Below are 14,637 nucleotides of genomic sequence, written 5' to 3'. Positions count from 1 at the left end.
TCATCAACCAACCGGAGGATCCATGAACAAGCCGTTCCGCAAGAAATTCACCGCCGTGAAACTGTCGCCGGAGGAAGCCTCCCGGCAAGGCTCCGCCGCCAGGCTCGCCTGGGAGCATCTGCCGGCACCGGGGGCTGCGATCGCCTTTCTCAACAGCCACCATGACGGCCTCGACGGCCGCCCGATCGATGTCGCCGTACGCAGCGCCGAAGGATTGAAGGCCGTCCGGGAGGCCATCCTCGCGCACGCCGCCTAAGTCCCGCCGGATCGGGGCCGGCAAACCATGTGCGCCGCGGGTGCGGTTCCATCGCGAACGCCGCAATCGGGCTTCAAGACCGTGGCGGGCGCCGCTACGGGGCCCGAGGACATTCCGCATGGAGAACGACATGACGATCACCCGCCTTCACTCCGGCCCGCGCATGAGCCAGGCCGTCATCCACAACGACATCGTCTATCTGGCGGGCCAGGTCGGCAATCCCGGTGAGGGCGTCACGGCGCAGACCCGGAGCGTGCTCGCCTCGATCGACGCCTTGCTCGCCGAAGCCGGCACCGACAAGACGCGCATCCTCACTGCCACAATCTGGCTGGCCGACATGGCCGATTTCGCCGAGATGAACTCGGTCTGGGACGGCTGGGTCGCCGCCGGCCACGCACCCGCCCGCGCCACCGGCGAAGCCAGGCTCGCCACGCCCGACTACAAGGTCGAAATCATCGTCACCGCTGCGATTTGACGTCCTCGCGTCGGGTTTGGAATCGGCGCGTCCCCTCAGCGGCATCGATCGCCAGGTCGATGCCGCGTCAGCCTTTGTCGGCGATGTACGTGACATTGCGGATCAGCGCGAACTCGAACAGCCGGATCGAGAATGTCACGCGGTAGGCGGCGTAGGAGAGAAAACAGAGACAGGCCGCCACCGCAGCTCCGAAGAAGAGCAGCCACGGCTCGGCGGCAAGCAGGCCGGCAAAAGCGTCGGGCAGAGCTCTGTCGGGTCCTGAAGTGACCAGTTTTGCCCAACTCACCGGAGCGCCGAAAGCGGAAAAGGCGAGAATGGCGAACACCAGGGTCAGCGAACGAAACTGCTTCTGGAAGCCCTCCACCCGATCCAGTTCCGAAATCGCCTCGGGGCAATTGAGCCGCAGATATGTCCACCAAAAGGCGCGAGCGCTCCACGGTGTCTCCCCTGCGTCCGCTAGACCCTGGTGCTCGCCGATCACGCGATCCCGCAATTGAGAGGCCAGGCCTGCAAGTCTCTTCATCCTCCTGATCGTGCCGCCAAGGCGTCTCCTGCCGGGCAGGAAGCGCAGGTCGCCAAGGTCGGTCTCGACTTGGCGATCGACGAACCTGTCCATCTGGCCTGCAAGTGCGGCCAACAAGCTTCCGGCGGCAAGGGAGAGGACCAGGAAGGAGAGCAGGAGCAGGGTCGCATCGATTTCCGCATTCGGGGCATATGTGATCGCTCTTGCGATGTGCCTGATCGCGTCGATCGGCAGGAGCAGCAGCAACACCGCTCCCGGCACGAGGAGGGCGAGCACGTCGCGGACGCCGATGAAGAGATCGGAGGGTTTCATCCGCGAAGCATCCTGCCCAAGTGCGTTCGACCCATCATGACGGTGATCGTCGACGAATCAAGCTGTGGTCGCGGGCCGTTCCGCCGGAAGGGTCTTCAGCGCTTCCGGTTTGTTGCCCGGTCGGACCACGCCGCCTCGACCACATCCCCGACCAGAGCCAGGTTCTGGATCGCCGCCAGCCCCCATTGCGCGGTGGCATTCGTCGACACGCCCGGCGCTTCGTCGACCGGCTTCAGCACCGCCGGCCCGTCCACCCGCCGCGCCCGTGCGGCGACACCGAGCCCCAGGCCCGCGTCGCCCGAGAAGAATTCGTCCCAGGCCCGGCGTGCGAGCACGGGATCGCCCAGATGCCTGGCGGCGAAGGCGGTGAGGCGGCTATGGCCTTCCTTGAGATTGCGGCCGCCGCGATCCTTGGCGCCGGTCAACGCGGCGAAACGCTCGGGCGGCGCATTGTAGGCGACGCAATAGTCCAGCCAGGCTTTCTCGTAGGCGGGAACGTCGAGCAGGTCGAACAATTCGGCATTTATCTCCACCGCGCCGAACACGCTGTTCAGATGGCTGACGCTGACCGCGTCGCCGGGCCCGATGAAGCGACCGCTGGCGAGATCGAAACGGGCGCCGCCGGCGAACCATTGTTTCGGTAGCGCCGCGAGCGAGGTCATGCCGGCGACGATGCGGTCGCGCCATGTCTTGGCGCCGGTCCGCTCCCATTCGGTCAGCCAGGCGCCGACCAGGGTGGACCAGCTGGTTCCGAACTGCAGGAAGATCTGGCCGGCGGGCAGGGGCGCGTCGGCGGTGACCGCACCGGTGCCGCCGGGCGGGGCGGAGCCCGGCCGCCGCGCATTGACCTTGCGGCCGATGTCGACGTGGACGAGGGTGCGGTCGCCGTCGAGCAGCTCGCGCATCAAATCGCCGGTGCGCTCGTCGGCGGTGAGATAATAATAGATGCGGCGATAGGCGGCGTTGGAGACTCGCGGCTGCTTGGAGCTGTCGCCCCAATGCTGGACGGCGTGACGGGTGCCGAGCCCGCGGAAGCGGCCGAGATGGTAGACGTCGACCTCGCCGGTATGCCGGGTCATCGCCTCGGCCATCCGGAAGACCCTGGCGTCGCCCGAGCGCAGGAAACTGTACCAGAGCCAGAGGTCGGGCGAGAGTTCGCTATTGTCCCAGGCATAGCCGCCGATGTCGTAGCGCCACACGTGGCGATCGGCATCGTAGGTGTGCATCACGTCGCCATAGTTCCAGAAACCGTACCAGCGTCGCTGCTCCACCTGCTCGCGATAGAAGCGCAGCAGGAAATCGTTCTGCTCCTCGATCGCGGACTTCGCCGGGGTGGTGCGATCGGGCAGGCTCCAGTCGCCGAACACGCCGGCGGCGTGGAGCCGCGCCGGCGTCGGCACCAGCCGGGGTGGCCTGGCGACGAAGTGCGCCATTGCCGCGAACCGTTCCCGCGTCGGCGTCTCGGCCAGGGCCCAGAGCGTGAATTCGGTGGTGCGGGCGATGCCGTGCGGCGTCCCCCAGCCGCGCTCGTAATCCTCGTAAGTGATGTCGAGGCCTTCATTCTCGGCGACATGGTCGGTCATGCCCATGCCGTCATGATAGAAGCGCAGGTCCATCACCGCGTCCGGCGCATGGTACCAAAGGGTGAAGGCGGCGGTTTCGGTCGCTGCGTCGCGGATGTCGAGCCGTACGGGAGGGCGCTGCCAGAAATCGCCCATCCCGAACGCTGCTCCGCCGGCCGGGCCGCCGACGAAGCCGAGGCCGTTGGCTCGGCCGCCGGTATCGGCGTCGATCCAGCCATGGCCCTCCTTGGTGCGCTTGGCGATGGTGAAGCCGTCGGCATTGGCCTGGGCGAGGGTGAAGTCGCTCCAGTGCGGCACGTAGGGCAGGCCCTCGCGCACCGGTGCCGCCATCTCGGCGACCGGCGGCACCTTCCGGCCCGCGACCTGTGCCTCGGTGAAATCCTTGCCCGGATTGCGGCGCAGCCCGGTCAGCGGCTGCACCGCCTCGGCCCAGATTCCGTCGCCGCTGCCGGCGAAGCGGATGTGGCGGTCATAGGGAAGGTCGGCCATCGGCACGTCGCCGGTGAGGCCGAGGCCACAGAGGAAATCCTTCTGCTCGTCGCCGTCGAAGATGAAGGAGTGGACGATCCGCACGCTTTCCGACCCGGCATGGAAATAGAGCCGGAGCGAGAAGGGGAGCCACGCCCGCCTCTCCGCCGCGGCGCCGCTGGCGGTGGGTGTGCCGCCGGTGCTGTCTACGCGGTTCGCGCCGCGGTGCCGGCCCTCCACCCTGATCACCGCGCGCACCGGCCCGTCCTGCTCGATCGCAGCCGTCTCGATCGCGCTCTCGAACCGGCTGCGGGTGACGCTTTCCGCCGCCTCGCTCTCCGGCCGGTCCTGTGCGGTCGCGACCAGCCGAACGTTGCGCAAGGTCTCGCGCGTGCCATGAAGCGCCGATCGAATGATCTGGGCGCCGCGCGTCCCGATCCGCCACGTCACCGCGCCGTTGCGCACCACGATCGCATCGCCCTGCACGGCGGCGGAAACAGGCGCCGCAGACGCCGCCGGCCGCCCCGGCCCGACGATCAGTGGCGCGTTGCCGCCGGCGCCGGCGGGAATGGCATGCGCGGTCCACTTGATCGATCCGTCCGGCCAGGTGGCCGTCGTCCAGCTCTGCATCGGCAACGCGCCGCCGCCAGCGTCGCGCAGGCCGAACCGCGCCCGCGCCTTCTTGGTCCCCCGCGGCCACGGCACGCCCCAAGTCAGGCCTTCGTGCAGGGTCGGCGCGGCCCCATCCAGCCAGACGATCTCGGCATCGATGGGGGGTGACGCAGCCCCGGGCCGCGCCTTGTGCGGTGCCGCCCAGAGCGCGGGCGCAGCAGCAAGCGTTCCACCTGCCAGAGCAGACTGCACGAGAAACCCCCGCCTGCTGATCGCCATCGCATCCTCGCCCGTGGTTGCCTCGATATCGTTGGCGTCATGGCATGTGAGATGCCGTCCCACAATATGAATTGAGACAGGCTTTGTAGCTGGAGGCTCATCCGTCCATGCGCGAAAACTGGACTTCCGATCCAAAGGCACCGCGCGGAGGCATCATGTCATCTTCGACTGATGCAGGTTCCGCAAGGGCTCGCCGATCGACAAATCGAACGGCCAGGCCGGCGCCTTCCCCGGCAACAGTCTCACCACGGCCGTCGCCGGCATAAACACCGCCTATTGAGACCGCGCGATCCCTGCCGACCAAGGTCGGCAGGGATTATGCGTGGCGCGTGGCTTCGACCACGGCCGTCGGCACGACCTGCTGGGCAAGATCGGTGGACCGGTTCAATCGTCGCGATCTTATCACCACAGACGATCTGCGGGCCGATCGGTTCGCTTCGCGAATCGAGGGTGATCTTCTCGATCGTCGCGCCTCTTCTGGTTGCCAGGCGGAGGCATCCGCGAGGGCAGTGAAGTACACCTGAGCGCGAGTCTTGGGAACATGGCGTGTTTGCGCACGCGGATGAACAAGAGCGACGATGCCGAGGGCTGGCGAGCCACGTCGACGACGATGCGACCCACCTGGTTGGGAAGCACGCCCTGGCACCGTCATTCAAGCTTCGGCAGCAGAGCCCGAAGTGGGATTGATCGCCAATCTTGGCGAGAAGACCGAATAGACATCGTCATAGGGTGGCGGGCCGACGATGCTCGTGCCCAAACGCTCGTTTTCCTCGATCAGGGCGGAGAAGTCTCCGTCACGCACGGTCTCGATCAGCCGGAATGCCTTCTCCTGATCCCCGGGTGTGAAGACCACGAGCATCCGGACAGGCGCATCCGAAAGATTGGCCCACGCGTGCGGCGTGCCCTTCTTCACCGTAGCCGCCTCTCCGGCAGACAATTCCACCTTCTGCTCCCCGTTGGTGAGGTGAACACGCCCTTCGACGACGAGGAAATGTTCTTCCTCGTTGCCGTGGATGTGCAGAGGCACGGCGTTGCGAGGATCGGCAACGATCTCGATGATCGTGTAGCGCCCCGCCGTTTCCACGGCAGAGGTGCGGATGGCAAATCGCTCGCCCGGTGTGATCTCAACCCAGCCTTTTTCGTCTTCAAGAACTGCCGAAATCTGATTTGGTGAATGTTCCATGGGTCACTTCCATAACGTCACCCTTGTCTGCGGATGACCAGCCATGTCCTTTTGACAGGCATCGCGCTACATTCGCATGACCGAAATAGGACTTAGTGTTGCAGCTGTCGTGAATCCCCTCAGTTTGTTAGCAAGTATAAGCATGAACGTCTTGTCGCGTGGCTCGCGGCCACCTTGAGCCGGGTGGGTTAGGAGTAAGTGGCTTCAGGCAGCCTGATGGATTTCAGTGGCGAGGGTGACGACTTACGCGGCAATCCTATGATTCGAATTACGGTGACACTCGAACTACGGTGACACTCGAACTGCGGTGACACTCGAACTGCGGTGACACTCGAACTACGGTGACGCTCCACTAGTCGACCCCCCCCCCCCGGCTGTGGGGGGTGTCACCGTAATCGCCAACTATTTCGCCCTCGTCAAACTCGCCTCAGCCAAAAATTGGAATGCGCTTTATGAGTCGGTGACCGAATCCCTTCGAGGCCCTCGGTTCTTTCCTCGTTCCGGTAACAGGCAAGCGTCGACAATGACGAGTTGATCCGCTGATAAGCGCGCGGCGGCGGATCATCGCGGCGCCCCTTTCACGCGCGCTGCCGCCTTGAACGCCGCGTTGGCATGCTCGCAGGAGGGAGCGCTCCGGATCGGCCCCGCCGTCGCTCCGGGCCGGATTACGCCACGGCTGCTCGCCACGGGGCGGTTGGCCGCAAAACCGGGCCCGCGATGATGCGCGGCTCTCCGGGGTCAGGGTTGCCGCCGGAACGCGTTGCGCCGACACGCGAAAGCGCTTTGTCGGGCTTCGACTTTCGATTAGGAACGAAGCGGGGTGGCGAGGTCCGCAAGATGGGCCGAATCGGCGGTGTCGCATGCGACCGCCGGCGATACGGCGAACGGTCTCGTGCCGTGGTGAGTGACGAGGGGGATGCGTGGTGACGATTTCTCATGTGCGGCGGATTGCGTCGGCTCTGGCGGGCCTGTTCGCTCTGTCTGCAGCGCCGGCCTTTGCACAGGATTCGCTGTCGGATCCGGCCGGCTCGGGCGTGATCGTATCGGCGGTGCAGTGGCTGCAGGGCACGCTGCTTGGCACCATCGCCACCGTGGTCGCGGTGATCGCGGTCGCCTCGGTCGGCTTCCTGATGCTCACCGGCCGGATCAACTGGCGCTACGGCGCCACCGTGATCGTCGGCTGCTTCATCCTGTTCGGTGCGGCCAGCATCGTCGCCGGCATCCAGTCGACGGCGACGCTCGGCAACTGAAGGCCGTGACGGCCTTCGCTCGTTCGGCCGCGAGGGCGCGTCTCGGGATACCCCGAAGGCGCGCGTCCGCGCACCTCGCGCGGGGTACGCGCTGATGGACCGGCTCGATCAGGACCAGCTCTTCGTTGCGCTGACGCGGCCGCAGATGTTCGCGGGGGTCACCTACAGCTTCTTCGTCGTCAACGCGGTGCTGGCGACCGAATTGTTCCTGATCTTCCGCTCGATCTGGGTGCTGCTTGCGGCCCTCATCATCCACGGCGTCGGCGCGATCCTGTGCGTGCGTGAGCCGCGCTTCTTCGATCTGTGGCTGGCCAAGGTCCGCCACTGTCCGCGCGTGCGCAACCATCGGCTCTGGCAATGCAACTCCTACCGCCCCTGACCCGCGATCCAAAGGTGATCGCGCGCGAGCAGCCGGTCGGCCGTCATCTGCCTTATGCGCGGCACGTCGACGATCACACGATCGAGACCCGTGACGGCCTGTTGCTGCAGGTCATCCATCTGCGCGGCCTGCTGTTCGAGACTGCGGATACGGACGAGATCAACTATCGCAAGCGGCTGCGCGACGCGATGCTGCAGGCAATCGGATCGTCGCGCTTCGCCCTCTACCATCATATCGTGCGCCGCCGGGTCGAGGCGGACCTTCCCGCCGAGCATGAGGACCGCTTCTCGCGCGAGCTCGACGAAGCCTGGGCGGCGCGGCTCGCCGCCAAGCAGCTCTACGTCAACGATCTCTATCTTACTTTGGTAAGGCGGCCGCTGCAGGGCCGCGTCGGCATCCTCGATCGCATTCGCGGCGCGCTCGGCCGTGCCGCCGAGGCCCCGGGCGCGTCGACCGGCTACGAGCTGCGCCAGCTCGGCGCCGCCCGCGATGCCCTCATCGCCGCGCTCGGCAATTACCAGCCGCGCCTGCTCGGCGTGCGCGACACCGAGCACGGCATCTGCTCCGAGCCGCTCGAATTCCTCTCCACCCTGCTCAACGCCGAGAGCCGGCCGGTGCTGCTGCCCAACCAGGATCTCGGCGATTATCTGCCCTATCGAAGGATCAGCTTCGGCCAGGAAAGCGTCGAGCTCGGCCGCACCGGCACCGCGCCGCGCGCCTTTCAGGGCATCGTTTCGATCAAGGATTACCCGGGCCAAACCCAGGCTGGGATGCTCGACGATCTGCTGCGGCTGCCGTTCGAGCTGACCATCTCGCAGAGCTTCGGCTTCGTCGATCGCCAGGCCGCACTCTCGGGCATGAACCTGGCGCTGCGGCGGATGCGCTCGGCCGAGGACGAGGCGGTCAGCCTCCGCGCCGATCTGTCGCGCGCCAAGGACGACGTCGCCGCCGGCCGCGCCGCCTTCGGCGAGCATCACCTGACCATCGCCGTCCATGCTGACACGCCGGACGGGGTGGACGACGGCGTCGCCGAGATCCTCGCCGCGCTCGGCGATCTCGGCATCATCGCGGTGCGCGAGGAAATTGCGCTTGAGCCTGCGTTCTGGGCGCAATTCCCGGGCAATTTCAAATATATCGCGCGCAAGGGCCTGGTCTCAACCGCCAATTTCGCTGGCCTCGCCAGCGGCCACAATTTCCCGATCGGCCGTCCCTCCGACAATCATTGGGGCGACGCGGTGACCCTGCTGGAGACGACCGCCGCCGGGCCCTATTTCTTCAACTTCCACCAGGGCGATCTCGGCAATTTCACCGTCATCGGCCCGTCCGGGTCGGGCAAGACGGTGGTGCTCAATTTCCTGCTCGCGCAGGCGCGCAAATTCCGGCCGCGGATCATCTTCTTCGACAAGGATCGCGGCGCCGAATTGTTCATCCGCGCGATCGGCGGCCGCTACGATCTCTTGCGCCCGGGCACCCCCTCCGGCCTCAACCCGCTGCAGATCGAGGACAGCCACGCCAACCGCCAATTCCTGATCGGCTGGCTGGCGGTGCTCGCGGGCGGTGCCGACGTCGACGAAATGGCGCAGATCAAGGATGCGGTGGACGCCAATTTCGCCCAGCCTGCGGCCCACCGGCGCCTCCGCAACATCGCCGAATTGTTCCGCGGCGGCCATCGCGCCCATTCCGCCGATCTGTGGGCAAGGCTGCGGCCGTGGTGGGGCGAGGGCGAGCGCGCCTGGCTGTTCGACAATGCGCAGGATCTGACCGATCTCACCGCCGCTTCGGTCGGCTTCGACATGACCCAGATCCTCGACGATCCCGCGGTCCGAACCCCGGCGATGATGTATCTCTTCCACCGGGTCGAGGAGCGGTTGGACGGATCGCCGGCGATCATCGTCGTCGACGAAGGCTGGAAGGCGCTCGACGACGAGGTCTTCGTCCGCCGCATCAAGGATTGGGAAAAGACGATCCGCAAGCGCAACGGAATCGTCGGCTTCGCCACCCAGAGCGCCCAGGACGCACTCGAGAGCCGCATCGCCAGCGCGATCATCGAGCAGGCCGCGACCCAGATCTTCATGGCCAATCCCAAGGCGCGCGAGTCCGATTATGTCGAGGGTTTCGGCCTCACCCCGCACGAATATGAGATCGTGCGGACGATGCCTGACAATGCCCATTGCTTCCTGGTCAAGCACGGCACCGACAGCGTCGTCGTCCGCCTCAATCTTTCGGGCGAGCGCGATCTGCTGACTATATTGTCCGGCCGGGAGCGCACGGTGCGCCTGCTCGATGACATCCGCGCCGAGGCCGGGGACGATCCCGAGGCCTGGATTCCGCGGCTGCTGGAGCGCGTTTGATGGCGTGTCCCGCCTTCGCGCCCAACGGCCAGTTCCTCAGCAACCTGCTGAACACGATCGATTGCTATGCCCAATCGATCGGCGAGGGCGGCTATCAGGCGCTCGCCGCGCCGGGATCGGGGGTCGCGCTGGCGCTGACCGGCGCACTCACCCTGTTCGTCGCGATCATCGGCTATCGGCTGCTGCTCGGCGAGGCGCCGACCGCGCGCGATGGCGTGCTCGCGGCGGCCAAGGTCGGCATCGTGCTCGCTCTGGCGACGAGCTGGCCGGCCTTCCGGATCCTCGCCTATGACGTCGCCCTTCGCGGCCCGGCCCAGCTTGCGGCGGAGGTCGGCGCGCCGGCCGGGCTCCCCGGCGTCGAAGGCGGCCTGATCGCGCGGCTGCAGGGCGTCGACGATCTCATCAACGAGCTGACCGTGCTCGGCACCGGCCGGCCGCCGCAGGCCGACATCATCGTCCAGCCGACCGGCACGCTCACGCCCGCCCAGCAACAGCAGGAGCTGCAGCGGCTGCAATCGCTGCAGGACCGGCCCCGCTGGAATCCGGTCCAGGACGCCAAGATGGTGGCGCAAGGACGCACCCTCTTCCTCACCGGTGCGATCGCCGCCTTCGCCTCGGTGCGGCTGATCGCCGGCCTGCTGCTCGCGCTCGGGCCGCTCTTCGCTCTGTTCCTGCTGTTCGATCATACCCGCGGCCTGTTCGAGGGCTGGGTGCGCGGGCTCGCCGGCGCCGCGCTCGGCGCGCTCGGCACCGCTTTGGTGCTCGCGGTCGAGCTCGTTTTGATGGAATCGTGGCTGGTCAACATCGTGTCGCTGCGCCGGGCCAACATCCCGACGCCGAGCGTACCGGTCGAATTGCTGGTGATGACCCTGGTCTTCGGGCTCGTCCTGATCGGCATCCTCGCCGCCGCTGCCAAGGTCGCGCGCGGCTTCCAGATGCCGCAGGCGTGGCGGGTCGCGCCCGGCCGCTGGGTCGAGAGCGTCGTTGCGGCGCAAGCGGCCGGCCGCGCGGGCGCGATCGTGCAGACTGCAGGCGCGCGCGAGCCGGCCGACGAGCGATCGCGGGCGATGGCCGTCGCCGATGCGGTGCAGGCGGCGCAGCGCCGCGAGATGGGCAGGGCGGCGCCGCAGGCGGCGCAGCTCGGCGCGCCAGCGATCGCCGCGGCGATGCGCCGGGAGACCAATGCCGCCGCTGCGGCCGGGGCGGCCGCGCCGGCCGATCGCGGGCTCAGGCGGCGAACCCGCGGCCGGGTTTCGGCAGGCGCGGGAAGGCGGGACAGGATCGGATGAACAAGATTTCGCGCGAAAATCTCGATGCCTATTACAAGGATGCCGAGGGCTGGTCGCAGGACCGGATCGAAGCCCTGCGCAAGTCGCGCAAGGCGGCCTGGATCGTCGGCGGGGTCGCCGCGTCCATCGCCTTGCTGGAAGCGCTCGCGCTGATCGCGCTGACGCCATTGAAGACGGTGGTGCCCTATACCCTGCTGGTCGATCGCCAGACCGGCTACGTGCAGGCGCTCGATCCGATCAATCCGGCCAAGATCACCGGCGACACCGCGCTCACCCAGAGCTTCCTCGTCCAATATGTCACCGCGCGGGAGAGCTTCGACGCGGACATGGTCCAGGCCGCCTACCGCAAGACCGCTCTGTGGTCGGCGGAGAGAGCGCGGGCCGAATATGTCGCATTGATGCAGGGTACCAATCCGAACAGCCCGCTCCAGGTCTATCCGCGCGGCACCGTGATCGAGACCCGGGTGAAGAGCGTTTCCGCGTTGGCCAAGAACGTCGCCATGGTCCGCTTCGACACGATCCGGCGCGATGCCGGCGGCCAGGCGGTCCCGGTCGGCGCCTGGGCGGCGATCCTGCGCTACCGCTTCGTGCCCGATTCCATGTCGGCCGAGGACCGCTTCGTCAATCCGCTCGGCTTCCAGGTGGTCCGCTACCGCCGCGACGCCGAGGCGCTGCCGCCGCCGGAGGTCGTCGTACAGCCCGGGCAGCCCGCGCCGACGTCCGGTGCGTCGCCCGGCACCGCGCCCGTCGCCGCCGCGCCGCAGCCGGCGCGGACGGCACCGGCCACGGCCGCACCGGTCCGCGCCGCGCCGCCGCCGGTGCGGGCGGAGCCGGAGGTCGAGTTGTGATCCGGCGCGGTCTTCTGTCCCTTCTCCTGCTCGCCGCCGCCGCTCCGCTGACGGCGCAGGTCCGTCCCGTGCCCGGCGACGGCGATCCGCGGCTGCAGGTGGTCGATTACAAGGAGGGCCAGATCGTCCTGCTGGAGGCGATTCCCGGCTACCAGATGATGGTCGAGCTCGGGTCCGACGAAGAGATCGAGAATGTCGCCCTGGGCGATGGCGGCGCTTGGCAGGTCACCGCCAATCACCGCGGCGACCGCTTGTTCGTCAAAGCGGTGCAGGCGGGGGTGTCGACCAATCTGACGGTGGTCACCACCGCGCGCGTCTATGCGATGGAGCTTGCGCCGCTCGCCGACCCTTCACTGCCGATGGCCTATATCGTCAGCTTCCGCTTCGCCGAAGCCGCGCCCGCGGCCAGCGCCGCGAACGGTGCTCCGGCGGTGGGTCAGGCGGCGCAAGCGGCGGCGGATACAGCTGCCCTTCCTGCGTCGTCGGCGGAGGCGCGCTGATGGCCGGCCCCGACGATCTCGATCCGCGTACCGAGCCGCCCGTGCCTGAGGATATCCGCCCGGTGGTCGCGCTGCCGCGGAGCGGCGCGCCGACCTGGGTGTTCGCCGTCCTTGCCGCCATGGCCGCCCTCATCCTCTTCCTGGTGCTGGACTCGCGCCGGCGGGCTCTCCCGGCGGAGCAGGCCGCCGCCCAGGAGACCGGACGGATCGCAGCGCCGCCGCCGCTCTACGTGCCGGTCCAGCCCCCGCCGGTGCCGCCGCCGGTGGTGGTCGAGGCACCGCCACGAGCCCCCGCACCGGCGCCGCGGTCGCTGCCGTCGCGTCCCGCCCAGCCTCAGATCGTCTACGTGCCGCAACCTGCGCCGCTCCAGCCGGTACCGCCGCCGCAGGCGCCGCAGCGGGTCGACGGCGGCGCGGCCTTGGTGATCGACACCACCGCCGGCGGCGCTCCGGCAAATGCGGCAGCCGCCGCGGCCGACGCCGCCGCCGGTGGCGCGGCCGGCGCCGACGCGGCCGGCGGGGTGACGCTCGGCGCGCGCGTGCGCGCCGGCATGTTCGCCAACCCGGCGACCACGGTGCCGCAGGGCACCTTGATTCCGGCGGTGCTCGAGACCGCGTTCAATTCGAACCGCCCGGGCTTCGCCCGCGCGATCGTCTCGCGCGACGTTCGCGGCTTCGACGGCACACGGGTGCTGATCCCCCGCGGCAGCCGGCTGATCGGCCAGTATCGGGCGGACGCCCAGCCGGGCCAGAAGCGCGCGGTCGTGAGCTGGGTGCGGCTGGTACGCCCGGATGGGGTGACCATCGCGATCGGCTCGCCGGCCAGCGACACGCTCGGCCGGGGCGGCGTCAAGGCCAAGGTCAACAACCATTTCTTCCAGCGCTTCGCCGGCGCCTTGCTGCAATCCGCGGTCGACGTCGGCGTCGCTCTGGCCTCGCGAGGCAGCAGTTCCTCGGTGATCGTGGCGGCGCCAGGCAGCAGCGCGCAGCTCGGCAATCTGGTGCCGCCGGACCAGATCCGGCCGACCCTCACGGTTCCGGCGGCCACCAGCATTAGCGTGTTCGTTGCGCGCGATCTCGATTTCACCGGGATCGGCCGGCGGTGAGGCCGGCCTCGGCGGACGAGGCGCAGGGCGTGTATCTGCGCTCCTATCTGGCGCCGCTCGCCGCGATCCTCGGCCGCAACGACGTCACCGACATCTACGTCAATCGTCCCGGCGAAGTCTGGGTCGAAACCACCGGCGGCGGCATCGAGCGGTTCGACGCGCCCGAGCTTGACGACACCATGTTGTGGCGGCTGGCGCGGCAGGTCGCCGCGCTTTCGCACCAGGGCATCAGCCGCGAGCATCCTCTGCTGTCGGCGATCCTGCCCGACGGCGCCCGCATCCAGATCGTCGCGCCGCCGGCGACCCGCGGGCCGATGGCGCTCGCCATCCGCAAGCATCTCGAGACCGATCTCAGCCTTGCCGACTACGTCGCGGCGGGCGCGCTCAGCGAGGTCAGCGTCCAGACCGGCCTCCACGCCGGTGCCGGCGACGATGCGCTGCGCGCGCAGCTTGGCCGCGGCGACATCGCCGGAATGCTCGCCGCCGCCGTCCGCGCCCGCAAGAACATCCTCATCTCGGGCGGCACCTCGACCGGCAAGACCACCTTCCTCAACGCGCTGATCCGCGAGATCCCGGCCGAGGAAAGGCTGATCTTCATCGAGGACACGCCCGAATTGCAGCTGCGCCACGCCAATGCGATCGGGCTGGTCGCCTCGCGCAGCCGTCTGGGCGAGGGGGAGGTCTCGACCAACGATCTGGTCGCGGCGTCGCTGCGCATGCGACCCGACCGGATCATTCTCGGCGAATTGCGGGGGGAGGAGGCCTATGCCTTCCTGCGGGCGGTCAATACCGGCCACCCCGGTTCGATGACCACCGTTCACGCCGACAGCGCCGAGCGCGCCGTCGAGCAGATCACCCTGCTCGTCCTTCAGGCCGGCTCGCGACTCGGCCGTGAGGACGTGCATTTCTATGTCGAGCGAACGATCGACGTATTCGTCCAGCTGAGCCGCTCGGGCGGCCGCCGGCACGTCGCGCAGGTGGTGCTCAACGATCGTCAGGATTGATCGCGACGACGCGCCGGGCGCCTGGCGCGACCGACCGGCTCGGGCTCAGGCGGCGGCGGCCAGTGGAGTCCGCAGCTCCGCTTCCTCCAGCCGCTCAACGATCGCGGCCACGATCACGGCCGGAATAGCGCGGCCGCGCGCGACCATGGCGATGACGTCCTCGAGCTCGGCGTCGGTGATCGATTTGGCGGGCAGATGGGTCATGGCTTCGAATTAAGG

Annotated in this window: 14 protein-coding genes; 10 read left to right on the top strand and 4 right to left on the bottom strand. The window is 68.1% G+C overall.

From position 1 onward, the window contains the following. The first annotated feature begins 22 nt into the window (after positions 1–22). Both ETR14_RS06855 and ETR14_RS06850 read left to right on the top strand, forming a co-directional pair. Positions 23–256, top strand: coding sequence for a hypothetical protein (locus ETR14_RS06855; RefSeq protein WP_129383964.1), 234 nt, complete (start codon positions 23–25; stop codon positions 254–256). A gap of 130 nt (positions 257–386) precedes the next feature. After that, positions 387–731 (top strand): RidA family protein, encoded by a 345-nt coding sequence (locus ETR14_RS06850; RefSeq protein ID WP_129383963.1) that lies wholly within the window; start codon positions 387–389, stop codon positions 729–731. Positions 732–798: 67 nt separating this feature from the next. Here the strand turns inward: ETR14_RS06850 and ETR14_RS06845 are convergent, their stop codons facing one another. From ETR14_RS06845 to ETR14_RS06835, 3 genes are all read right to left on the bottom strand, one after another. Continuing rightward, positions 799–1,566 (bottom strand): hypothetical protein, encoded by a 768-nt coding sequence (locus tag ETR14_RS06845; RefSeq protein ID WP_129383962.1) that lies wholly within the window; start codon positions 1,564–1,566, stop codon positions 799–801. Positions 1,567–1,661: 95 nt separating this feature from the next. Beyond that, positions 1,662–4,508, bottom strand: coding sequence for a twin-arginine translocation signal domain-containing protein (locus tag ETR14_RS06840; protein WP_129383961.1), 2,847 nt, complete (start codon positions 4,506–4,508; stop codon positions 1,662–1,664). Positions 4,509–5,160: 652 nt separating this feature from the next. Beyond that, complete coding sequence (locus ETR14_RS06835; protein ID WP_129383960.1) at positions 5,161–5,691, bottom strand: cupin domain-containing protein; 531 nt, start codon at positions 5,689–5,691, stop codon at positions 5,161–5,163. 959 nt (positions 5,692–6,650) lie between these two features. On the opposite strand from ETR14_RS06835, the gene ETR14_RS06830 reads away from it, so the two are divergent. The 8 genes from ETR14_RS06830 to virB11 all read left to right on the top strand — a co-directional run bounded on the left by ETR14_RS06830 (position 6,651) and on the right by virB11 (position 14,418). Further along, positions 6,651–6,941 carry a TrbC/VirB2 family protein gene (locus ETR14_RS06830; protein ID WP_243455903.1) on the top strand — a complete coding sequence of 97 codons (291 nt, stop codon included), beginning with the start codon at positions 6,651–6,653 and terminating at the stop codon, positions 6,939–6,941. Between the two features lie 94 nt (positions 6,942–7,035). Further along, positions 7,036–7,320: a type IV secretion system protein VirB3 gene (locus ETR14_RS06825; RefSeq protein ID WP_129383959.1), complete on the top strand. Its 285-nt coding sequence runs from the start codon at positions 7,036–7,038 to the stop codon at positions 7,318–7,320. Continuing rightward, positions 7,299–9,671, top strand: coding sequence for a VirB4 family type IV secretion/conjugal transfer ATPase (locus ETR14_RS06820; protein ID WP_129383958.1), 2,373 nt, complete (start codon positions 7,299–7,301; stop codon positions 9,669–9,671). Before ETR14_RS06825 ends, ETR14_RS06820 begins: the two co-directional genes overlap by 22 nt. Continuing rightward, on the top strand, positions 9,671–10,960 hold the full coding sequence (locus tag ETR14_RS06815; protein WP_129383957.1) for a type IV secretion system protein: 1,290 nt from the start codon (positions 9,671–9,673) through the stop codon (positions 10,958–10,960). The genes ETR14_RS06820 and ETR14_RS06815 overlap by 1 nt, the downstream gene beginning before the upstream one ends. After that, on the top strand, positions 10,957–11,808 hold the full coding sequence (locus ETR14_RS06810) for a virB8 family protein (RefSeq protein ID WP_129383956.1): 852 nt from the start codon (positions 10,957–10,959) through the stop codon (positions 11,806–11,808). Before ETR14_RS06815 ends, ETR14_RS06810 begins: the two co-directional genes overlap by 4 nt. Next, entirely contained in the window at positions 11,805–12,308 is a 504-nt protein-coding gene (locus ETR14_RS06805) for a TrbG/VirB9 family P-type conjugative transfer protein (protein ID WP_243455799.1), read from the top strand. The genes ETR14_RS06810 and ETR14_RS06805 overlap by 4 nt, the downstream gene beginning before the upstream one ends. Continuing rightward, a complete protein-coding gene (locus tag ETR14_RS29080) occupies positions 12,308–13,414 on the top strand; it encodes a TrbI/VirB10 family protein (protein ID WP_243455798.1) in 1,107 nt (368 codons plus the stop codon). Before ETR14_RS06805 ends, ETR14_RS29080 begins: the two co-directional genes overlap by 1 nt. Further along, positions 13,411–14,418, top strand: a complete 1,008-nt coding sequence (gene virB11 / locus ETR14_RS06795) for a P-type DNA transfer ATPase VirB11 (protein ID WP_129383955.1) — start codon at positions 13,411–13,413, stop codon at positions 14,416–14,418. The genes ETR14_RS29080 and virB11 overlap by 4 nt, the downstream gene beginning before the upstream one ends. Before the next feature lie 45 nt (positions 14,419–14,463). Here virB11 and ETR14_RS28175 read toward each other — a convergent pair whose 3' ends face one another. Next, a complete protein-coding gene (locus ETR14_RS28175) occupies positions 14,464–14,622 on the bottom strand; it encodes a hypothetical protein (RefSeq protein ID WP_165356348.1) in 159 nt (52 codons plus the stop codon). Positions 14,623–14,637 lie beyond the last annotated feature (15 nt).

The sequence above is a fragment of the Sphingosinicella sp. BN140058 genome (genome assembly GCF_004135585.1).
In the GTDB taxonomy this organism is placed as follows: Bacteria; Pseudomonadota; Alphaproteobacteria; order Sphingomonadales; family Sphingomonadaceae; genus Allosphingosinicella.
This window is presented reverse-complemented; position numbering and strand designations above follow the sequence as displayed.